The sequence below is a fragment of the Bacillus sp. AFS073361 genome (assembly GCF_002567005.1).
GTDB lineage: Bacteria > Bacillota > Bacilli > Bacillales > Cytobacillaceae > Neobacillus.
Map to the genome: position 1 here is coordinate 1 of NZ_NUZU01000220.1, position 23,853 is coordinate 23,853.

At 38.4% G+C, this 23,853-nt stretch carries 17 protein-coding genes and 2 tRNA genes; 18 read left to right on the top strand and 1 reads right to left on the bottom strand.

Translation table 11 applies throughout. From position 1 onward, the window contains the following. Positions 1–66: 66 nt before the first annotated feature. The 12 genes from COJ96_RS26625 to COJ96_RS26680 all read left to right on the top strand — a co-directional run bounded on the left by COJ96_RS26625 (position 67) and on the right by COJ96_RS26680 (position 14,303). A tRNA-Gln gene (locus COJ96_RS26625) sits at positions 67–141 on the top strand. Positions 142–143: 2 nt separating this feature from the next. Next, positions 144–216: transfer RNA gene (locus COJ96_RS26630), tRNA-Lys, on the top strand. Positions 217–358: 142 nt separating this feature from the next. Beyond that, positions 359–1,255 carry an arginase gene (gene rocF, locus COJ96_RS26635; protein WP_098576653.1) on the top strand — a complete coding sequence of 299 codons (897 nt, stop codon included), beginning with the start codon at positions 359–361 and terminating at the stop codon, positions 1,253–1,255. A gap of 479 nt (positions 1,256–1,734) precedes the next feature. Beyond that, complete coding sequence (gene sigW / locus COJ96_RS26640) at positions 1,735–2,298, top strand: RNA polymerase sigma factor SigW (protein WP_098576654.1); 564 nt, start codon at positions 1,735–1,737, stop codon at positions 2,296–2,298. An 18-nt stretch (positions 2,299–2,316) separates the two neighbouring features. Continuing rightward, positions 2,317–2,943, top strand: coding sequence for an anti-sigma factor family protein (locus COJ96_RS26645; RefSeq protein ID WP_098576655.1), 627 nt, complete (start codon positions 2,317–2,319; stop codon positions 2,941–2,943). Positions 2,944–3,072: 129 nt separating this feature from the next. Next, entirely contained in the window at positions 3,073–3,900 is an 828-nt protein-coding gene (gene cdaA, locus COJ96_RS26650; protein ID WP_098576656.1) for a diadenylate cyclase CdaA, read from the top strand. After that, positions 3,893–5,122: a CdaR family protein gene (locus COJ96_RS26655; RefSeq protein WP_098576657.1), complete on the top strand. Its 1,230-nt coding sequence runs from the start codon at positions 3,893–3,895 to the stop codon at positions 5,120–5,122. The genes cdaA and COJ96_RS26655 overlap by 8 nt, the downstream gene beginning before the upstream one ends. 38 nt (positions 5,123–5,160) lie before the next feature. Next, positions 5,161–6,513: a phosphoglucosamine mutase gene (gene glmM / locus COJ96_RS26660; protein WP_098576658.1), complete on the top strand. Its 1,353-nt coding sequence runs from the start codon at positions 5,161–5,163 to the stop codon at positions 6,511–6,513. A 467-nt stretch (positions 6,514–6,980) separates the two neighbouring features. Then, positions 6,981–8,783 (top strand): glutamine--fructose-6-phosphate transaminase (isomerizing), encoded by a 1,803-nt coding sequence (gene glmS / locus COJ96_RS26665; protein ID WP_098576659.1) that lies wholly within the window; start codon positions 6,981–6,983, stop codon positions 8,781–8,783. Positions 8,784–9,060: 277 nt separating this feature from the next. Continuing rightward, positions 9,061–10,965, top strand: coding sequence for a PTS mannitol transporter subunit IICBA (locus COJ96_RS26670; protein ID WP_098576660.1), 1,905 nt, complete (start codon positions 9,061–9,063; stop codon positions 10,963–10,965). A gap of 96 nt (positions 10,966–11,061) precedes the next feature. Further along, positions 11,062–13,155, top strand: a complete 2,094-nt coding sequence (locus COJ96_RS26675) for a PRD domain-containing protein (RefSeq protein ID WP_098576661.1) — start codon at positions 11,062–11,064, stop codon at positions 13,153–13,155. A gap of 5 nt (positions 13,156–13,160) precedes the next feature. Next, positions 13,161–14,303: a mannitol-1-phosphate 5-dehydrogenase gene (locus COJ96_RS26680; RefSeq protein ID WP_098576662.1), complete on the top strand. Its 1,143-nt coding sequence runs from the start codon at positions 13,161–13,163 to the stop codon at positions 14,301–14,303. A gap of 479 nt (positions 14,304–14,782) precedes the next feature. On the opposite strand, the gene COJ96_RS26685 is transcribed toward COJ96_RS26680, so the two are convergent. Next, positions 14,783–16,570, bottom strand: coding sequence for a sigma-54-dependent transcriptional regulator (locus COJ96_RS26685; protein WP_098576663.1), 1,788 nt, complete (start codon positions 16,568–16,570; stop codon positions 14,783–14,785). Positions 16,571–16,737: 167 nt separating this feature from the next. On the opposite strand from COJ96_RS26685, the gene COJ96_RS26690 reads away from it, so the two are divergent. From COJ96_RS26690 to COJ96_RS26715, 6 genes are all read left to right on the top strand, one after another. After that, complete coding sequence (locus COJ96_RS26690; RefSeq protein ID WP_098576664.1) at positions 16,738–17,988, top strand: four-carbon acid sugar kinase family protein; 1,251 nt, start codon at positions 16,738–16,740, stop codon at positions 17,986–17,988. Beyond that, complete coding sequence (locus tag COJ96_RS26695; protein WP_098576665.1) at positions 17,972–19,129, top strand: iron-containing alcohol dehydrogenase; 1,158 nt, start codon at positions 17,972–17,974, stop codon at positions 19,127–19,129. Before COJ96_RS26690 ends, COJ96_RS26695 begins: the two co-directional genes overlap by 17 nt. Before the next feature lie 11 nt (positions 19,130–19,140). Then, entirely contained in the window at positions 19,141–20,040 is a 900-nt protein-coding gene (gene dapA, locus COJ96_RS26700; protein ID WP_098576666.1) for a 4-hydroxy-tetrahydrodipicolinate synthase, read from the top strand. Between the two features lie 13 nt (positions 20,041–20,053). Further along, a complete protein-coding gene (gene pdxA, locus COJ96_RS26705) occupies positions 20,054–21,100 on the top strand; it encodes a 4-hydroxythreonine-4-phosphate dehydrogenase PdxA (RefSeq protein ID WP_098576667.1) in 1,047 nt (348 codons plus the stop codon). 29 nt (positions 21,101–21,129) lie between these two features. After that, positions 21,130–22,296, top strand: coding sequence for a sialidase family protein (locus tag COJ96_RS26710; RefSeq protein WP_098576668.1), 1,167 nt, complete (start codon positions 21,130–21,132; stop codon positions 22,294–22,296). 79 nt (positions 22,297–22,375) lie between these two features. Further along, entirely contained in the window at positions 22,376–23,659 is a 1,284-nt protein-coding gene (locus tag COJ96_RS26715) for an SLC13 family permease (RefSeq protein WP_098576669.1), read from the top strand. Positions 23,660–23,853: the final 194 nt, after the last annotated feature.

Below are 23,853 nucleotides of genomic sequence, written 5' to 3' on the forward strand. Positions count from 1 at the left end.
ATCCGTCCCCCTCCACCATTATATTTTTAAAAAAGTTGGTCATACTAGATATTATCACATCATTATTGGGCTATAGCCAAGCGGTAAGGCATCGCACTTTGACTGCGACATGCGTTGGTTCAAATCCAGCTAGCCCAGCCAGAGAGCCATTAGCTCAGTTGGTAGAGCATCTGACTTTTAATCAGAGGGTCGAAGGTTCGAGTCCTTCATGGCTCATATAGGAAAAGCAAAAACCTTGGATAAACTTCCAAAGTTTTTTTTTGCTTTTCTTACGTATATTCATACATTATTTTGTCGAGTTGAGTCATCGGTATGAAAGCGGTTAAAATAGAATCATATTGGGGTAGGAGGAATTATTATGAACAAGCTTTCGATTATTGGAATGCCGATGGATTTAGGACAAATGAGACGTGGGGTGGACATGGGGCCAAGTGCGATCCGTTATGCGGGGGTAGTTGAACGCCTAAAGCCACTATTTGATGAAATACATGATTTAGGGGATATTCCAATTGGAAGACCTGAAGTAGTAGTTGATAAAGAATCCAATTTACGAAATTTAGATTTAGTTGCGGAAAAAAGTGCTTTACTTGCTGAAAAAGTAGATGCTGCTGTGGAGTCTGGTGCATTTCCACTCGTTCTTGGCGGTGATCATAGTATCGCAATTGGTACTTTAGCAGGTGTATCTAAACATTATAAAAACCTTGGAGTAATTTGGTATGATGCCCATGGTGATTTAAATACAGCTGAAACAAGTCCCACAGGTAATATCCACGGAATGCCTCTAGCCGTCAGTATCGGGTTAGGTCACAGCAAGTTAACCGATATAGGCGGATATGGTCCAAAAGTAAAACCAGAGAATGTAGTCATTATTGGTGCAAGGGCGCTGGATGATGGAGAAAAAGAATTAATTAAAGAAATAGGTATCAAGGTTTATACTATGCATGAAATAGACCGAATGGGGATGGCTGCAGTAATGGAGGAAACAATTGCCTACCTTAAGGATAAAACAGATGGTGTTCATTTATCACTCGATCTAGATGGTTTAGATCCTAATGATGCTCCAGGCGTTGGTACACCAGTTATTGGTGGAATCAGTTACCGTGAAAGTCATCTTGCCATGGAGATGTTAGAAGAGTCAAAAATTATTACCTCCGCAGAATTTGTTGAAGTAAACCCTATTTTAGATGAAAAAAATAAAACAGCTAAAGTTGCTGTTGAGCTAATGGGCTCATTATTCGGGGAAAAATTATTATAAATAAAAACAGCTTAGTCGTGTTAACGGCAAAAGTAAAATAAGCGGAGCTTTTCCGGTTAAAAGCAGAATGGAGTTCATTTTGTGGTAAATAAGCGGAGTTTTTCCGTTTAAGCAAAGCAAAATCCCCCATTTTAGCATTTTTTGAGTAAATAGACGGAATTTCTCCGGCTATTTACTCATTTTTTTATACTCATTTCAAATTAGGCGGAATTTTTCCGTCTAATTCTCAGCTCGCCTGCTTTACCTAATCCCCCAAACCGAACCGAAAAGTGCGGACCGTCATTTAATAAAAAAGCACCCGAAATCGGACAGCTGCACATCATCTGTGCGGCTGTTTTTTTATTTTTAGCTTATTATTAAACCTTTTAGGATATTTTTGTTAATATTAAAGGTGTTGTAAATTTTTTTCGTTTTTAAACGAAACTTTTCTGTTATCGATACGTATTATCGGTTAGCAGCAATGGAGCTGAGGTAACTTAATGGATGCAATAGTAAAAAAGAGAATAAAGCAAGTAATCAAGGGAGACCAGGATGCCTTTGGTGAAATTGTTGAATTATATAAAAACAGTATTTATCAACTATGTTTTCGCATGCTTGGTAATCGGCATGAAGCAGAGGATATTGCACAGGAAGCTTTTATCCGTGCCTTTGTTAATATCAAATCCTTTAATCAAGATTTGAAATTTTCAACCTGGCTGTTCCGGATTGCTACCAATCTGTGTATTGACCGAATGCGTAAAAAGAAACCAGATCATTATTTAGATGCTGAAGTTGCAGGGACAGACGGCTTAACCATGTACTCACAGATCCCTTCCAACACACCGCTGCCTGAGACGGAGTTAGAAAGTTTAGAACTGCAAGAAACCGTCCAAAACGAGATCTTAAAACTGCCTGACAAATATCGGTCAGCCATTGTTTTGAAATATATGGAAGAGCTCTCCTTGAATGAAATTAGTGAAATTCTTGAATTACCCCTGGGGACGGTTAAAACAAGAATTCACCGGGGACGAGAAGCACTTAGACAACAATTAAGATATGTATGATGAGAGGTGAAACTGTCAATGTGTCCAGAGCAAATCATCGAGCTAATGCATGAATACTTAGATGAGGAAATTACACCCGAACATGAACGAACCCTAAGAGAACACCTCCAAAGTTGTAAAGATTGTGAAGCAGTATTTAATGAATTAAAAAAGACGATTGCTTTTGTAAAAAGCGTCTCATATATGCAAGCGCCTGATAATTTTACCGCTAATGTATTGGCACGTTTACCAAAAGAGAAGAGAAAGATTGGAATGCAGCGCTGGATAAAAAACCATCCCATGCTTGCAGCTGCCTCATTATTTCTCGTATTAATGATGGGCAGTCTCTTTTCGACATGGAATGAAGATCGCGAATTTTCGGTTACAAAGCAAAAAAATTTAGTGGTTCAAAATAATACGGTCATCGTTCCTAAAGGTGAAACAGTCAAAGGCGATGTCATCGTCCGGAATGGCAAATTGAAAATTGAAGGCGAAGTCCAAGGGGATGTAACCGTCATAAATGGTGAAAAGTATTTGGCTTCGGCAGGACATGTAACGGGGCAAATTGATGAAGTTAATGAAGTGTTTGATTGGATTTGGTACCATATTAAAAAGACTACACATGATGTTGTTCAAATTTTTGAGAACCAACCAGAAACTAAATAAAAAACAAATCACTCTGTCTGAGTGATTTGTTTTTTTACGAAGATACATATAATAGGTACAAGTGGTATTTATGATATAATAAATAGATTGTATTTTATATGTGATAAAGAAAATTACGGAGGAAGAACAATGCCGTTTGCTGATTTCGAAATATGGAAGTATTTAGCTAGTATTGTTGATATTGTCCTCGTATGGTATGTCATTTACAAGTTGATCAATGTGATTAGAGGAACGAAGGCCGTTCAATTACTAAAGGGCATTCTCGTTATTCTTTTAGGCAGAGTTGTCAGCGAGTTTCTAGGCTTCCAAACGTTGAGCTGGATGATGGAACAGGCGATAACATACGGGTTTCTTGCGATTATTATCATTTTTCAACCTGAACTCAGGAGGGCCCTTGAGCAATTAGGCAGGGGGAAGTTCTTCTCGAGAAGCAGTACTTTGGATGATGAAGGTCCGGAAAAGGCAGTTGAAGCGATTGTCAAGGCAACCGATTATATGGCAAAGCGCCGTATTGGAGCGTTAATCTCTATTGAAAGAGAAACAGGAATGGGCGATTACATAGAAACTGGTATCCAGTTACATTCAAATATTTCCTCAGAATTGCTCATTAATATCTTTATCCCGAATACACCGCTTCATGATGGTGCGGTTATTATTCAGAAAAATAATGTCGCTGCAGCCGCCTGCTATCTTCCTTTATCCGAAAGCCCATTTATATCGAAGGAGCTTGGAACGAGGCACCGTGCAGCATTAGGTATCAGCGAAGTCACAGATAGTTTAACTGTCGTTGTATCGGAAGAGACCGGTAATATTTCGCTTACAAAGAATGGGGAACTTCACCGTTCAATCAATCTTGATGAATTAAAGGAATTACTTACGAGTGAATTGCTAATTAACATCAAACCGAAACAAGCTTCTTCAGCTCGTTGGAACTGGAGGGGGAAAAATAATGGATAAATGGATGGATAATCCCTGGTTTATAAAAATCCTAGCGTTGCTATTAGCTGTTCTTCTCTATTCCTCTGTCCCACACACAGGGAAAAAGATAACAGACGTGAATGTTCCAGGAGAACAATCCACAGCCACGATCACTAATATTCCTGTTAATGTTTATTATGATACTGAAAATTTAGTCGTGTCTGGGATTCCAAGCAATGTTGAAATCACCTTAAAGGGTCCACTGACGCACATCCAGACGGCAAAGGCCTTAAAAAACTTTGAAGTGTATGTAGATTTAACAAAAGCCAAAGTTGGAAAACAGAAGGTGAAAGTAAAGGTTAGAAATCTATCAGATAAATTGACGGCAACGGTGAAACCAAGTAGTGTGACTGTTTCTGTCCAAGAGAAGATTACCAAGGAATTTAAGGTAGAGGCAGAATTTAATAAGAATCAAATTGATGAGGGGTATTCAGCAGGTATCCCTGTGGTTGAACCTAATAAGGTAAAGATTACAGGCGCAAAAAATATCGTTGACCGGATTAGCTATGTTAAGGCAACTCTAGAAACAAGAAATAAACTAAAAGATACGATTACTGATGAAGCTGACATCCAGGTACTTGATAAAGATCTAAATAAGTTAAATGTTCAAGTGGAACCTAATACAGTTAAAATTACAATTCCAGTGAAAAGCAACACAAAGACTGTGCCAATCAATATTGTTAGAAATGGAACCGCCCCAGAGGGAGTGACCATTGAGTCGATTGAAATCGATAAAAAAGAAGCAACCGTCTACGGGAATGAGAGTGTTCTAAATAATACTGAAAGAGTCCGCGTGGAAGTAGATCTTAGCAAAATTACCGATAATACCACACTGACATTGCCTGTCATTATTTCAAATGGGATTACCAAGGTGACACCGCAATTGGTGAAAGCAACGGTTGTAGTCAAAAAGGAAGAAGAAAAAACCCTTTCGGATGTACCTGTAACCATTAAAGGATTATCCGATGAATATGAGGCTACCATTAATGATCCTGAAAATCAGTTGATTGATATACTAGTTAACGGCCCCGCTTCAAAAGTTACTCGCGTTAAGGCTGAAGACTTTAATGTCTTTATCGATGTGTCTAACCTTGAAGAAGGGGATCATGAAGTAGACATTCATGTTGACGGTCCTTCTGCAGTAGAATGGAAACCAGCTAAATCATCAGCGAAAATTACGATCCATAAAATTAATGCATAAAATCCAGCAATACACATGTTGAAGGAGAGATTTTTAAAATGGGAAAATATTTCGGTACCGATGGGGTACGTGGAGTAGCAAATAGTGAATTAACACCGGAACTTGCTTTTAAATTAGGACGATTTGGCGGATATGTTTTAACAAAGGACAAGGATCGTCCTAAAGTCCTCATCGGACGTGATACTCGTATATCTGGGCATATGTTAGAAGGAGCACTGGTAGCGGGGTTACTATCTATTGGAGCGGAAGTTATGCGTTTGGGGGTTATTTCTACTCCAGGTGTTTCATATTTAACAAAAGCCTTAGGTGCACAAGCAGGTGTTATGATTTCTGCTTCCCATAATCCAGTCGCCGATAATGGAATTAAATTTTTTGGTCCGGATGGCTTTAAACTTTCTGATGAGCAGGAGTTAGAAATTGAAGAACTTATTGATATGCCAGAGGATCAGCTGCCTCGACCAGTCGGTTCAGAACTTGGGCAAGTCATGGATTATTTCGAAGGCGGTCAAAAATACCTGCAATACTTGAAAAATAGTGTCGATGAAGATTTTTCAGGGATTCATATTGCTTTAGATTGTGCGCATGGGGCGACATCTTCGTTAGCCGCACATTTATTTGCTGATTTGGATGCAGATCTCTCCACCATGGGAGCTTCTCCGAATGGGTTAAATATCAATGCGGGTGTCGGTTCCACACACCCTGAAGCATTAGCCGCTTTAGTGAAAGAAAAAGGTGCAGATGTGGGTCTTTCTTTTGACGGTGATGGTGACCGTTTAATTGCCATTGATGAAAATGGGTCAATCGTGGATGGCGACCAAATCATGTATATTTGCGGTAAATATTTAAAGGAACAAGGTCGACTAAAACATGGAACCATTGTTTCAACTGTTATGAGCAATCTCGGCTTCTATAAAGCACTAGAAGCCCATGGAATCCATAGTGTACCGACAGCTGTGGGTGACCGATATGTTGTCGAAGAAATGAAGAAAAATGGATTTAATCTTGGCGGAGAACAATCCGGCCATATTATCTTCCTAGACTATAACACCACTGGGGATGGCTTATTATCAGGATTGCAGTTAGTTAACATTATGAAGGTTACGGGGAAGAAGTTATCTGAACTGGCTGGTGAAATGAAGAAATTCCCTCAGAAACTTGTCAATGTGAGAGTAACCGACAAACACCATGTAACCGATAATGCACAAGTAAAAGCGGTTATTGAGCAGGTTGAAGCTGAAATGGCCGGAGACGGTAGAATTCTCGTGCGGCCATCTGGAACAGAACCACTTGTCCGTGTTATGGCAGAAGCACCAACAGAGGAATTATGTGAATCCTATGTAAACCGAATTGTAGCAGTAGTCAAGGAAGAAATGGAATTAAAAGAAGAATAGAACCCATATAATATGCATAAGGGAACGGTCTCCTTCCTTTATGCATATTTTATTATGTATGAATGATGACGAATTCCTGTTTTTGGTTGACGGGGACACGTAATCATAGTAGTATTAATTTGCTTTGTTTCTTAAAGCAAAATACTGCATAATTTCAACGAAAGGTGGGGAGTGAGAATATAAGAGTTACTATTAAAAAAAAAGCGCCTGGACTAACCTAATGTGGTGGGTTAGTTGACGAGGAGGAGGAGTATCGAATGTTCGGCGGATACCTCCCGGTTGAAGACGCACAACCGAAAAATTTCTTCTTTAAAACACAGAGGCAACTTTGTGCACAAAGAGAAGAAAATGCGCATACTAACAGTAATGCTAAAAGGGTATAGACAGATACCTTAAAAACAGAGATAAGGGGGCAAGCATTAGCCTCCAAAGCATTCTTGCCCCCTATATCAGGGAGGAACTAGAAAATGTGTGGAATCGTAGGATATATCGGAAATAATGATACAAAAGAAATTTTATTAAAAGGCTTAGAAAAGCTTGAGTATAGAGGTTATGATTCAGCAGGCATAGCAGTTATGAACAAAAATGGAGTTCATGTTTTTAAGGAAAAAGGTCGTATAGCTGATTTACGTCAAATCGTTGATGAAAATATTGCGGCAAATGTGGGAATTGGTCATACCCGTTGGGCAACACATGGTGTGCCGAGTAAGGTAAATTCTCATCCACATCAAAGTGCTTCAGGTCGGTTTACCTTAGTTCATAACGGGGTAATTGAGAACTATGACCTTTTAAAGCGTGAATATTTAGCAGATGTCTCGTTCACGAGCGAAACAGATACAGAAGTTATTGTTCAGCTGATTGAATTATTTGTCAGCCAAGGATCAGAGGTTTTAGAGTCATTCCGTAAAACCCTAGAGCTGTTACACGGTTCATATGCGCTTGCGTTATTAGATGCAGAAGACGCCGAAACCATTTATGTGGCAAAAAACAAAAGTCCCCTTCTTGTCGGATTAGGAAAAGACTTTAATGTGATTGCCAGCGACGCAATGGCAATGATTCAAGTTACGAATCAATACCTGGAATTAATGGACAAAGAAGTTGTCCTTGTTTCGAAGGATGAAGTGACCATTCAAAATCTTAACGGTGAAATTATCAGCCGAAAGCCATATACAGCGGAACTGGATGCAAGTGACATCGAAAAGGGTACGTACCCGCACTATATGTTAAAAGAGATTGATGAGCAGCCGCTTGTGATGCGTAAGATTATCCAAACGTACCAAAATACTCAGGGTGAATTAACCATTGATGATGAGATCATTGCGGCCGTGAATAAATCAGACCGGATTTATATTGTAGCAGCAGGAACCTCTTACCATGCAGGACTTGTCGGTAAGCAGTTCATTGAAAACATTGCTAAAATTCCTGTCGAAGTGCATATTGCTAGTGAATTTGTTTACAATATGCCGCTTCTTACAGAAAAGCCTTTGTTTATTTTCATTTCACAAAGTGGAGAAACGGCCGACAGCCGTGCAGTGCTTGTTAAAGTAAAAGAATTAGGTTACCCAACTTTAACAATTACAAATGTCCCAGGCTCAACACTTTCTCGTGAAGCGGATTATACACTTTTGCTTCATGCAGGTCCTGAAATTGCTGTTGCTTCTTCGAAAGCATATACTGCACAACTTGCTGTACTTGCCATTTTAGCTGAGGTAACAGCTAAGAGCCAAAACATCGACGTTGAGATGGATTTAGTCCATGAACTAGGAATTATCGCAAATGCAATGGAAGTGCTATGTGACTCTAAAGAGTTGATTGAGCATATTTCAAGAGAATTCTTATCAGTAACAAGGAATGCATTCTTCATCGGCCGCGGTGTTGACTATTATGTTGGTCTAGAAGGTGCCTTGAAGCTGAAGGAAATTTCGTATATCCAAGCTGAGGGCTTTGCAGGTGGAGAATTAAAGCACGGAACGATTGCATTAATCGAAGAGGGCACACCAGTCATCGCTCTTGCCACCCAAGAAAGTGTAAACTTAAGCATCCGTGGAAATGTGAAAGAGGTTGCTGCACGTGGAGCAAGCACTTGTATCATTTCAATGAAGGGCTTAAATATGGACGAAGATAGCTTCGTCATCCCAGAAGTCCATGAATTATTAACACCACTTATCTCTGTTATACCAATGCAGTTAATTGCTTACTACGCCGCTCTGCACCGTGATTGTGACGTGGATAAACCGCGTAACCTTGCGAAATCAGTAACGGTAGAGTAATAAGTCTGTCCTAAGAAACTGTTGAAAGAAAAATCTGTTCTAGTAAGACTCAATCCGAAATGGATTGAGTCTTTTATTTTGCAATAAGGATTCCTTGAAGAACAAGGACTTACCATGCACGTTTTATGGGTTTCCAAGCGGCATAACTATTTGTCCTTTGAGAAAGACTAACTTTGTCACTTATATAATGACAAAGTTAGTTTTCCTCTTTATTGAATGAAGTCGGTTTGTCCTTTACCATGAATAAGGTAACATCATAATGAAGGGATGAGGGCATATGGCTCAATCTAATATAAAAGTAGCTGTTCAGAAGTTCGGTAACTTCTTAAGCTCGATGGTTATGCCGAATATATCGGCATTCATAGCTTGGGGTTTAATTACTGCACTATTTATTCCTACAGGGTTTTTTCCAAATGAAAACCTTTCCAAATTAGTAGGACCAATGGTTACCTACTTGCTTCCGCTACTAATTGGTTATACAGGCGGGAAACTTGTACACGATCAACGCGGGGGTGTCGTTGGGGCGATTGTGACAATGGGTGTCATTGTGGGCGCAGATATCCCAATGTTCCTTGGAGCTATGATCATGGGGCCGCTCGGCGGTTATGTGATTAAGAAATTCGATCAGCTAATTGAGGGTAAAGTCAAAGCTGGTTTTGAAATGTTAGTAAATAATTTCTCAGCAGGGATATTGGGCGGATTCTTAGCTATCTTAGCCTTTTTAGCTGTTGGTCCGGCTGTTACCACTTTTACCGGCTGGCTTGTTACGGGTGTAGATTGGCTGTTAGCTACAGGACTTTTGCCATTGACAAGTATCATTATCGAACCGGCAAAAGTATTGTTTTTAAATAATGCGATCAATCATGGTGTACTTTCACCAATCGGTTTGGAGCAGGCAAAAACAACAGGAAAATCCATACTGTTTCTGCTTGAAGCAAACCCTGGTCCGGGGATTGGTGTTCTCTTGGCCTATTGTATCTTTGGAAAAGGGAATGCAAAAAGGTCAGCACCAGGCGCTGCCATCATTCAGTTTTTTGGCGGGATTCATGAAATTTACTTCCCATACATTTTAATGCGTCCGATGTTGTTCTTTGCCGTCATCTTGGGTGGAATGAGCGGTGTATTTACCTTAAGGCTGTTAGGCGGGGGATTATCAGCTCCGGCATCGCCAGGTAGTATTCTTGCCATTATGGCCGTTACTCCGCCGCATGCAAGTACTTATTTAGCAAACATTGCTGGAGTCCTCGTAGCTGGAGTCGTATCCTTTGTTTTTTCATCATTTATTTTAAAGACAGGTAAGCAGCAAGATGCGGATCTTGAAGAAGCAGCAAGAAAAATGCAAGAAATGAAAGGCAAGAAGAGCTCCGTTGCCAATGCTTTTGCTGTTAATGACGGAGAACTTCCTAAAAATGTAAGCAGAATTATCTTCGCTTGTGATGCTGGAATGGGATCAAGTGCCATGGGTGCTTCACTTCTTCGGAAAAAGGTTAAGGAAGCTGAGATGAATATTTCAGTGACTAATATGGCGATCAGTAACCTGCCTTCTGATGCCCAAATTGTTATAACGCAGGAGGAACTGACACCTAGAGCTCAGAAACAAGTACCGCATGCTTATCATATTTCAGTTGATAATTTCTTATCAAGCCCAGAATATGATAAATTAATTAATCGTTTAAAAAATCCAGAAACAGCAGAGCTGCAGGAAATCGTCGAGGACGCTGAAGCCGCTGTTCCAAGTGGTGACCCACATACAGATGATGCTTTGCTGCGTGAAGAAAATATCTTTCTCAATCAGGAATTTGCGTCAAAGGAAGAGGCGATTCGTTTTGCGGGTCGGGCACTAGTTAAGGCGGGATATGTGAAGGAAAGCTATATTGATGCCATGATTGCCCGTGACGAAATGACTTCCACGTATATGGGTAATGATGTTGCGATTCCACACGGTACCGAAGAAGCGAAAAAAGATGTTCTAAATTCTGGGTTTACGGTATTACAGGTACCAAATGGTGTGGATTTTGATGGGCAAAAGGTAAGGGTGATTTTCGGCATTGCCGGGAAAGATGGTACACACCTTGAAATTTTATCTGGAATTGCTGTTACATGTTCAGATATGGCCAATATAGAAAGACTGGTTGAGGCCAAGTCAGCAACAGAAATCATGGATATTTTAAATGATAAATAATAAATAGTTCTCAATTAACGAATAGAAAAGCAGCATATTGCCGCTTTTCTATTCACTTTTTCCTCGTGTACTTTTTATCAGAAACGAGTTGATTGCATGTATATAACTTCTAGGGAAAAAGCAATCATTGAATTAATCGTTAAAACATCAGGTAAACATACCGTTTCGTCGATAGCAGCATACTTAAATGTGAGCGGGCGAACAATCCACCGGGATTTAAAAGCGGTAGAGAAAATTATTGATTCATTTGATCTCCGATTAATACGTAATATGGAGAAGGGACTTGCGATTGAAGGGAAGAACGAACAAATTTTTCGCCTATTCCAATTTTTAATGGGGAATCATTCAATCGATCAACCCCCGCAAGAAAAAAAACTACAGTTATTAATAACGTTGGTTCAAGAGGAATCCTATAAGATTCAAGTCTTATCAAGTAACATTGGTGTTAGTATTACAACTTTGACAACTTATTTAGATGAATTGAAGGATTGGCTTGGTCGTTTTAATGTGCAATTAACAAGAAAACGAGGTGTGGGGGTCGATTTGATCGGCTCGGAGTCATCTAAGCGAAAAGCCCTAGCAAGTTATATTCTGCTTCATTTTCATGAAGAACTGATAGAGAGATTATTTTTGTTGGAAAATGGTAAGTATGATCATAGAAATATTTTACATTACTTTCTTCCCGACTACCTTCTTGCGATAGAGCGGTTAGTAAATACTACTTTTAGTAATTCGCAGCTGCGTCTTGCCGATAGTGATTATATTGGGCTTATCGTACATATATGTATTACCATGCAAAGGACGGAAGACTTCTTTTTATTAAAGGAGGATGTAGAATTTTCCGATGATTTAACAAATGAGTATCGGCTAATAGTGGAAATATGTAAGGAACTTGAAGCGATCTTCTCGGTCAAGTTCTCTAAAGAGGATTTCATCTATTTAGCCGTAATCCTAAAGGGGTCCAAACTTCAAGCAGCGGACGAGGCTCCCTATGACAGTATCGGTCTTAGCAAATTGGTTAGAGCCCTTATACAGGATGTCTCCTCCCAACTGCATGTTGATTTAACGAATGACTTTTCATTATATCAAGGACTGCTGGCTCACATGGAACCTTCTCTTTATCGAATCAAACAACAAATGGGTTTATTTAACCCTTTAAAAGAGGAAATAATGCGGAAGTATCCGTTATTGTTTCTCGCGGTAAAAAATAGTGTAGAAAAGCAATTAAGAAAGATTGATTCCTTTCCTGATGATGAAATCGCCTTTATTGTCATGCATTTCGGATCTGCGCTTGTGTTAAGGGAGGAAAAATTACCAATCCATGCATTGGTGGTATGTCCGACTGGTATCGGAACTTCTAAAATGCTCGCAAGCAGAGTGAAAAAGGAGATTCCCAGGATTGAACAGATTGAAATCAAATCCATCAAAGAAATCCAGCAAAAAAATCAATTAGAAGACTATGATTTGATTATTTCAACTGTGAACCTACCGTTTATTGACATAGATTATATTTTAGTTTCCCCCCTTTTAACTGAGGAAAATATAGAGACGATTCGGGAATTCTTGCGCCAACATATTGATGTACTAACGGAGAAAAAACGATATCTAGGATCTTCACCAAAGGAATCCTTTTCAGCTGACCGAGGAAAAAGGGCAGACATTACCGAAGTCTTGCAACAGTTAAAAGATGTTCAAAAAAGCATTGAGGCTGTCCTAACTAATTTTCGTGTCAATCAGATGCCTGAAGTAAATGATCATGAAAAGATTATTGAAAGAATGGTACATGAGGCTGAGAAGGAAAAACTGTTAACAAATGGAGAAGATGTACTGGCCTCATTAAAAGAGCGAGAAAGTAAAGGCGGACTCGGAATACCGGAAACAGGAATGGCCCTGTTCCACTGCAGGAATAAACATGTTCAAGAGCTTATTTTTCAGATTGCGCATTTGGAGCATCCATTGCTTGTAAAAGGAATGGATGGAAAGGACATGTTTATTAAAAATTTGCTGCTAATGCTGGCCCCTGAGGAATTAGCGGTTAGAGAGCAGGAAATAGTAAGTTTGATAAGTACAAGTTTAATTGAAAATAATGAAGCAATCCAGATATTTTCATCAGCGAATGAAGAGATGATCCGGGAGAGATTAGAAGCGGTCTTTTTAGACTATCTTCATACAAATATTATTAAGGAATGATAAAAATGAAATTAGCAGTCCATTTTGGAGCAGGAAATATTGGAAGAGGATTTATTGGCGCACTTTTTTCACAGTCCGGCTATCATGTTACCTTTGTTGATATCGCCGACCAAATCATTAATCAGTTAAACGAAGAAAAGCAATATCAAGTAAAATTGGCAACCGATCAACAAGAAATTATGATGGTTGAAAATGTTTCCGGATTGAATAATTTGACACAGGAAGAAGAGGTAGTGGGCGCAATCAGCAAGGCCACTTATCTCACGACAGCGATTGGGCCGAATATTTTGCCGCATATTGCCCCTTTAATGGCGAAAGGAATAGCCAAACGAGTAAAATCAAACAATGAAAAGTTATATGTGATTGCTTGCGAGAATCAAATTTCAGCAACCGACTTGTTAAAAGGCTTTATATTTGATCATTTAGATGAAGAAACAAAGGAAAATTTAGCAGGAAAAGTCTATTTCTTCAATTCAGCCGTTGACCGGATTGTACCGATTCAGAACAATCAGGGCTCACTCGATGTACTGGTTGAAACCTATTATGAATGGGTTGTGGAAACAAGTGAGAGTATTCCACCTGTTGAAGGAATGAAAATTGTCGCTGATCTTGCTCCATTTATTGAAAGAAAGCTTTTTACCGTGAATACGGGCCATGCCACCATTGCCTATCTTGGCTATCTAGGAAATAAAGAAACAATTGATCAAGCATTAGCAGATGAAGACATTCTGAATCAAGTTCGAGCCACACTTGGAGAGACGGGCGCTTATTTAATTAAACAATATGGTTTAAATCCTAATGAACATCAGCAATATATTGATAAGATCATTCATCGCTTTAAAAATGCGCATTTAAATGATGCCGTGACAAGGGTAGCGCGTGGGCCTCTCCGTAAACTGGGACCAAATGATCGTTTAGTTAAACCGGCTGTGGAAGCCGCGAAAGCAGGCCTTTCTTTCAAAAATCTTGCAACGGTGATTGCTTCTGCTTTACATTTCGACTATCAGGAAGATCAAGAAGCGGTGAAACTGCAAGAGATGATTAAGGACAAGGGACTACCGACTGTTCTGAATGAAGTATGCGGGTTGGATGAAAATAGTGAAATCTCGATTGAGATAATTAACCAGTACAATTTGCTCAAGAATTAAGACAAGGGTCAGTCCCCCACTGCATTAAAGCAGCCAGGGGATGACTAGAACCCTTATAGATTTTGGGAAATCCCATCAAATCTTGTAGAAAAGTAGATTATTTCCTGCGGAATTAATTCATTCCTGTCGACAATCTTTGCGGTCACTTTGTAGGAATAATTCTAATATATCAGTTCTTGAGGCTATACTAATCAAACGTTTGATTAGTATAGCCTTTTTGTTATTTCGTCGAAAGGATGTCGCATCTTGACTTTTCGCTAAGATCCGACTTATTTTTTGTTATTTTTCTACAAGTTATTTTTGGCCTATGCGGGGTAGAGGCATATGTATCAAGGAATAAAGCTGTTTTAATCAAACGTTTGGTTGACAGGGAAATTTGCTGAAAAATGGGTGTGGATAGTTCAATGGCCGAAGGATATCAGAAAAAACCATGCTAGTTTTGCTAGCATGGTTCATCCATCTATCTATGAGAGGCTTTTTTATTTATTTAAGTATCTCCATAACGTTGTTCGACTGATACCAAGCTGCTCAGCTGTTAAGGTTTGGTTGCCATTATGCTGGTCAAGTACTTGCTTGATGATATCCAAACTAAATTCATGTAATGTTTTGCTGCTGTTAAATGGAATATTCATCCCATCTTCTGAGTAAGAAATCGTTTCAACCATTTTTTGTGTACCCAAAATACTATTAACATTATTACTAGTTATATAGAGCGACTTAGATAGGTAAACTAATTCGGTTAGAACATGTTTTAATTGTATGAAATTACCTGGCCAATTGTATTGCGAAAGAGTAGCCAGAGCACTAGGTTCATACCCGATAATATCCGTATTGTTTTCAATATTTACCTTATTTAAAAACATCGTCAATATAGCTGATATTTCATTTTTTCTTTCTCGTAAGGTAGGCAGTAGGAAACTTATCGAATTCATTCGATTCATTAATTCTTTATAGGATTCTGATGTAATCCCTTCAGATGTTTTTTCGCAAATAAAGATCAGTCGATTATTTATGTGTAAGTTAGTAGATTCAATAATAGTCATTAACTTTTCAAAGTTTTCATTTGAAATTTTATCAAAGTGATTAAACTGGATGGTATTGCCGACTTCAAGGAAAGGGCCGTTACTAGTGTTTAACAGATGTTTCCACATTGTATCATTTAGTAAGTTAGAATTAATCGTTACCATTGTATGATTGTTATTATTTTGACTGGTGAATAGGCTTTGCGAGACAATATATTTTCCTGTGCCTCTTTCTCCTAGTAAGATAATGGGCGAATTATTTGAATCCATTTGTTTAATTTTATCCTTAATATCATCGGTGATAATAGGATTTTTATATAAATTATTATTTAATTGTTGTTCCACCTCTGACTTAGCTTCATAGGTGACACCGAATTTAGAATTCATGACAGGTGTGACAGATTTTTGGACAGTGACAATATAAAAAATATCATTTGCCTTATTTGAACTATTTACTTTCAAGTTATATAGAGTGTTGTTTACTGAATGATAAAAAGTTTGTGATTCATTAAATGAAGCAGTCTCTTTTTTATAAAGCAAATAATGATAGATAGAGTCATTAATTACTGTATTTAAACTGGAATAAATCAATTCAAACTGACTGGATAAAATTAAGCAGTCCGTTTTAGACTGTTCAATAGCTTCTGTAAGTAAGTTGTTTTGTAATTTTAATTTTTGAAGATGCATATTTAACTCTATTGCTTGTTCGAATGTCCGTTTAATACTTTCACTGCCTGATGTAATAAGGATCGTATTTAAAGAAATTTTTAGTGCTAGTTTATTTGTGATGGCATCACAGAGAACTAATTGAATCCCTTTGTCTTTTAGTGATTTTAGGAGGCCTAAAGTATCACTTGAATCATCTATTGTGTATATTTCCACAGAGTAGTCCAATATGTCACAAATTAAATGTGCGGTTTCGGTAATACTTGAATAACCGACAATCGCAAATTTAGAAGTATAGTTATTTGCTAGTTTGATCGCACCTAGAATGTCATAAACAGAGATTGAAACATCTATAACCGGTATAGAGATATTCTTCCTAATTAACTCAGCTGTTCCTCCTCTTGAGATGACAATGTCATAATCGTTATGAATCACCTCCAGGGCTAGATTTTTTCCTTCTTGTAAATCACCAGTATACGTATTTAGCAAAATATTAGAGAAAGTAGAGCCTACATTTTCCATTGATTTTCTTAACTCTTCGTAAGGTGCTATACCAAGGATTTTTGTTATATTTTGCATATGTTTTCCCCTTATGTGTTTCTTATTTAAACAGTTTACCACGGATTCTTGAATTTTGGTATCGCTTCCAATATAAATGTTTCAAAATGTAACAATAATTTTAATTATCATATTTTTAAAAATAGAGTATGAATCTATAATTCAATTATAAAGTAGGTGGTGAACATATGATTAGGGTACTTATAATGGCTGACGATTTTACGGGGGCACTTGATACTGGAGTTCAGTTCTCTAATTATGGTGTGAAAACGGTAGTGACCTCTGACTTAGAGTTTGAATTTGGTGAATCTACAGATCAGTTAGAAGTACTTGTCTTCAATACTGAAACAAGATATTTGAATAAATCTGAAGCATATGAAGTGATCAAGAAGATCGCCTTAAAAGCCAAAGAAGAAAATATTCCATATATATTTAAAAAAGTTGATTCCGCCTTAAGAGGTAATGTTGCTTCTGAGTTAAGAGCTTTGAGTGATGTTTTCGAGGATGTATGCATTCCTTTTCTTCCGTCGTATCCAGAACAAAATCGCTTCAGTTGTGAAGGAATATTACTTATTAATTCCATTCCAGTCAATGAAAGCGTTTTTGGACAAGATCCGTACGAACCGGTAACGGAAAGCCACATCCCATCTCTTCTACTGAAAGAAGCAGACTTAAAAACGTATATTACAAAAAAATATGACATTCCTCCAAAAAAAGAAAGAATTTTGTTAATAGAAAGTCACTCGGATGAGGAGATGTTATCTCAAGGGCATGAGCTATTACTGAATGATGCATTAAAGATCACGGTGGGGTGTGCCGGGTTTGCTAAAGCATTAGCCAGGATCATCTATAAAAATAGGGACACCACACAAAACGATATGGAACTACCATTATTCATTGTCAGTGGAAGTGTGAATCCAGTAACTAAAAAGCAAATTGCATTTGCGGAAGTAAATGGATTCGAACGAATATCGTTAACGCTAGAGCAGCTTTGGGATAAACAATATTGGAATACAGGAAAAGGACAAGAAAATATCCTTCACTATTTAAACATGGAACAACCTCTCATGTTTGAAACATTTGGGAAGGTATCGACAGAAGAAATCAATCAACTGCCCGATCAAGGAAATGAACTAAGATTTCGGATTGGACAGTCACTCGGATACTTAGTAAAGAAGCTTATGTCAAATGGTATGAAAAGAACAATCTTATTTACAGGCGGAGATACATTATATCAATCGATGAAGGTATTCGGGATTACCGAAATTAAACCTCTGAAAGAATTATTCCCTGGAATTGTTTTTGGAAGTATTGATTTTAAGGATGAAAAACATTATGTCATTACTAAATCTGGCGGGTTTGGTGATGAAGATCTATTTGTTAAATTACATGAATTGATTAGTGAAAAAGGAGATGTGTATTATGTTAAATCATTATAATTTAAAAATGCCAACAAATGTGTTTGCAGGTTCAGATGCCATGCAAAACCTCCATACCCTTATCAAAGACGGCGTAACAAAAATCGCGATCTTTACAGATAAAGGCATCCTTAAAGTTGGGTTGCTAGACGAAGTCATCAGTATTATCGAAAAGAATCATATCGAGTATGAAATCTTATCGGATATACCAACAGAGCCATCTTACACAGAAGCTCAACAGGTTGTTGAGCATTTTAAAGCAGTGAACGCTGATTTCATCATTGGAGTTGGCGGCGGAAGTGTGATGGATATCGCTAAATTAGCTTCCGTGTTATCTACTGATGATTATACGGTAAAAGATTTACTAGAGGATCCGTTAGCAGCTAAAAAACAAGTGACATCATTAATGATTCCTACCACAGCTGGTACAGGGTCTGAAGCAACGCCTAATAGCATTGTAGGTGTACCTGAAAAGAATTTAAAAGTTGGTATTGTAAATGGTGAATTAATTGCGGACCACGTTATTTTAGATAGCAACATGATAAAAAATTTACCTAAACCAATTGCTGCAGCCACAGGCATTGATGCTCTAGCCCATGCGATCGAATGCTTTACTTCAAAAAAAGCGAACCCAATCAGCGATACCTTTGCATTAGAGGCATTAGATTTAATTATGAATAACATTATTGAAGCTTGCACAAATCCAGATGCACTTGAAGCGAAGCGGAATATGTTATTAGGTTCATTCTATGCTGGGGTAGCGATTACATCTTCAGGGACTACTGCGGTTCATGCCTTGTCCTATCCTTTAGGTGGAAAATATCACATTGCCCATGGTGTTTCTAACGCCATTCTGCTAACACCAGTTATGAAGTTTAATGAGCCGGTTATTATTAACCTCTTAGCGAAAGCGTATGATCGAGTGGTAAAGGAAAAAAATGAAGAATTGACGGTAAATGAAAAGTCAAAATATATCATTGATTTAATAGAAAACATCGTGAAAACACTTGAAATTCCAACTAGCTTAAAAGCTTTCAATGTGCCGGAGGAAGATCTTGAAGGATTGGTTGAGGCTGGAATGGAAGTTCAACGATTGCTTGTGAATAATAGGAGAGAAGTAACACCAGAAGATGCTCGTAAAATTTATCTAGAAATTATGTAGGAGTGATTCATGTGAAAAACAAATTACAAGGAATTATTTCACCCATTGTTACACCCATGTATGACAATGAAGAAGTTAACTATGAAGAGCTCGTAAATCAGGTGAATAGAGTCATTGAGAATGGTGTTCATGGTATTTTTACCTTTGGTACGAATGGTGAAGGGTATATTTTAAGTGAAGAAGAAAAAGTGAAAGTCATGGAAACAGTAGTTAAAACTGTTGCGGGAAGGGTCCCTGTCTATGCATCCACAGGATTAGTTGGAACACAAGATACCATTCGCTTATCGCTAGAGGCTAAGCGTGTTGGTGTAGACTACTTATCCATCATTACACCCTATTTTGCAACAGCCACTCAAGAAGAGATCTATCATCATTTTAAAACAGTTGCTGAAGCGGTTGATATGCCCATTGTTTTATACAATATTCCAGCTAGAACGGGTAATACTATCCAACCTGCGACTGTTGAAAAACTAAGTCAGATTGACAATATTGTGGGTGTCAAAGATAGCAGCGGCAACTTTGATAATATCCTTCAATATATTGAAAGAACAAGAAATAGAGAAGACTTTTCGGTGCTATCAGGTAATGATTCATTAATATTATGGACGTTACTTGCCGGTGGAACTGGCGGAATTGCAGGATGCTCTAATGTTTATCCATTTACTATGGCACAAATATACGAACAATTTGTCAATGGGAATATTGAAGAAGCGCGTAAATACCAGGATTCTATCAGAAGTTTCAGAGATTGTTTTAAATTTGCAAATCCCAATACTGTGGTTAAAACGGCTGTTGAACTGCTAGGCTATCCGGTTGGGAAGTGCCGTGCACCATTCAACCAAGTGTCTGATGAAGGAATTACAGCATTAAAATCCGTATTAAATGAAAATATCGAATTGGGAATGAAGTAGTTAGGAGGGCATTATGAAAAAAATTATCGGAGTAACAATGGGTGATCCTGCAGGTATCGGACCTGAAATTTCAATCAAAGCTTTTCAAAAGAAAGGCTTATATGAAAAATGTAACCCCTTACTAGTTGGAGATAAAAGTATTGTCGAGAGCTATTTAGAGAAATTCCCGGAGATTCAGTTGAAAGTAAATGCTATAACTACACCGGAAGATGGATTGTATGAATGGGGAACAATCGATGTCATTGACTTAGCTTCTGTCGATGCAAATGAATTACAGATTGGTGAAGTGTCTAAAGAGGCCGGAAATGCAGCCTATCTCTATGTGGAAAAAGTCATTGAATTAGCCCTTGAAGGGAAAGTAGATGCGACCGTTACGAATCCATTAAATAAAGAAGCGTTAAACTTAGCTGGACATCACTTTGCCGGTCATACTGAAATTTATGGACAGCTTACAAATACGAATAAATTTTCTATGATGTTAGCTGATGGTGATTTAAGAGTGGTTCACGTTTCAACGCATGTTTCTTTAAGACAAGCCTGCGATTTAGTTAAAAAAGAGAGAGTGTTAGATGTAATAAACATTGCTCATCATGCTTGTATAAACTTGGGGATCGAAAATCCAAGGATTGCTGTGGCGGGATTAAATCCACATTGTGGAGAAAATGGATTGTTTGGTACGGAAGAAATTGACGAAATCATCCCTGCGATTGAAGCAGCTAAACGTGAAGGGGTTAATGTATTCGGACCTTTACCAGCAGATACCGTATTCTCAAAAGCCCGCGGTGGAATGTATGATATCGTTGTGACCATGTACCATGACCAAGGACATATCCCATTAAAACTTTTAGGATTTGTTTTTGATAAAGAAGAAAATAAATGGAAAGAGGTTTCTGGAGTAAATATTACATTGGGATTGCCAATTATCCGAACCTCAGTTGATCATGGAACAGCATTCGACCAAGCAGGGAAGATGACGGCGAGTGAACTTAGTCTTGAAAATGCCATCGATTACGCAGTACAGCTAGCAAATAATGCAAATAAAGAAGCGGTAATAAGATAGAAATTTAATAGAAAGATAGGGTGATTCGGATGAGTAATAATACATTAGTCATTAACAGGTCGATTCCAAACGGTAAATTAGTTCATGATGATTTTACAAATATTGATTTTTCATTAATTCCATCTGGTCCTTTTTCAACCGCACATGCACCAACGATTATTAAGTTAGACGACGGAGATTTATTATGTGCATGGTTTGCAGGTTCATTTGAAGGCAGTCCCGATATTTCTATTGTCTTATCGAAATTTAACCATGAAACCCTAGAGTGGAATGAACCGAAAATTGTCTCGCAGGATGATACGCGCAGTGAGCAAAACCCATCATTCTTCCAAGCACCTGATAAATCCATCTGGTTAATCTATACTTCTCAGGAAGGCAGACAACCAGGTAAAGATAATATGCAGTTTACGTCTATTATTAAATATCAGAAAACATACGACAATGGTGAAACTTGGACAGAACCGGAAGTATTATTTAGCCAGCCTGGTACATTTGTTCGACAAGCGATTCAAGTATTAAGTAATGGCAGATGGATCTTTAGCACATGGATCTGTGAAGATTCAGAATTAGGTCTTACAAACGATCCTACCGTATTTCAAGTATCTGATGATGAAGGACTGACATGGGATGAAGTGCGCATGCCTGATAGTAACGGACGAGTGCATGCCAATGTGATCGAATTAGAGGATGGTCATTTAGTAGCTTTTATGAGAAGTAGATTTGCGGATTATATTTATAGAAGCGAGTCAACAGATAATGGGGACTCATGGACAGCGCCTGAACCAACAACCTTACCAAATAATAATGCTAGTATAAGTGCAATCAAATTGGATAACGGTGCCATTGCCATTGCCTATAATGCAAACGCTGCAAATCATCCTGAAAAAGGGAAAGTAGCATGGCCTGGATTGAGAAATCCGGTAGTGGTTTCAGTTTCAGAAGATGGCGGACATACTTGGCCGATCGGCCGGATTATTGAACACGCAGAAGGTTTCATTGGTGCAGAGAATAAGACGAATAATTCACAATTTGAATATCCTACTATTTATCAAGATGAGGAAAGACGATTGCATTTAGTGTACGCATATAAGAATAGAATATGTGTAAAATATAATAGTTTTTCAGTTGAAGATATCTATGGTGAAAAACGTGAAAATGAAGGGGTTTACAATCCTACATCTGGAGAAATCAGCTAGATCGTAAGTTACGCTTAGGGATAAAACCAATTTAACAAACTATCAGTTTACTTGGTTATTAAGAGAGGAGAAATAAGATATGACATTGCACATGATTCTTGCCCTTGGTATCTTGATCCTGATGATTGGATTGATTATGTCAGACAAGATGGCCTTCGGTGCACCACCAATCCTGGCCTGTCTTCTGCTTGTAGTCACCGGTTTGTCTACTGTCCAAGAGGCCTTCGCAGGCTTCGTGAACCCAAGTGTTATCATGATTGCCGGCTTTATGGTTGTGATGGCGGCATTAATGAAGACTAGCCTGATTGGTAAGGTTCAGGCCTCTATGCTTGCTTTGGTAAATAAGGGCGGTTATAAGAGCTATGCTCTATTGCTTGTGGTCGTTATGCTTGGTGCCAGTTTACCAGGTGCCGGTGCCACTGGTTACTATGTACTCATTTTATCCTTAATATCTACGATCCCTTACAATAAAAAAATGCCTACGTCTAAACTGATGATGCCTTTGGGGTTTGCGACAAATCACCCTTTGATTCCTTTCAATGTAGCACTTTTCTATGGTGTTACTGTCAGCGTACTGGAAACGGCAGGTTATCATGGCGGGCTTTCTATGACGAAATTCGCTGTAGTGAATTTCATCCTGGCTCTTGGTTTCTTGGCATGGAGTTTGATTGCTTATCGTCTTCTGCCAGATCATCCAATTTCCGAAGATTCCTTCATGGATGAGGTAGCTGCTACGGCTGAGCTTGCGGCTTTGCCTGCGTGGAAAGAATACACTACCATCGTTCTATTTGTCCTTAGTGTTATTGGTATGATGCTTATGAACCAATTGGGCAATGCTTCCTTTGTCATCCCTGGTCTTGCAGGAGCAATCTTACTATTCATGAATGTACTTGACTTCAAGGAAGCCCGCGACAATATGGGTGCACCTGTAATCCTAATGATGGCTGGTGTGATCGGTGTTGCGGACGCTCTGGCTAACTCTGGATTTACAGCTATGATCGGAAAGGTTGTGGCAGATTCATTAGGTACTAATATCAGTCCATTCATTCTTATCTTAATTTTCGCACTTCTTACCAGTACCTGTGCTACATTTACTGGTTCAAATATGGGTTCTGTCTTCATCTTTGCGCCAATCGCTATTGCAACCAGCCTTAGTTTGGGACTTAATCCTGTTGCTGCCGCAGTTGCCGTTGTCGTATCTGGATGGAACGGCGGATACATGCCAATCGATGGTATGCCCGCGATGATTTTAGGCATGGGTAAATATAAACTTCCGCAGTTCTGGTTGTTCTCCGTACCTATGTACCTAATCCGTATTATTGTACTGTGTGCAGGTGCAATGCTTATATTCCCTGTAAACTGATGAAGTGATAGAAGGAACAGCATTAATAATTTTAAATCCGAGACTCAATCCAGAGAACTTAACGGGATTGAGCCTTTTTTTTATGATATTACAGACAAAATTAAGATAAAAAAATGCTGCCCAATAAGTCATAATGACTTACAGGTAATTATTTAAATTTTTTCAAAGGATAATATTAATCAAAATAGGATATT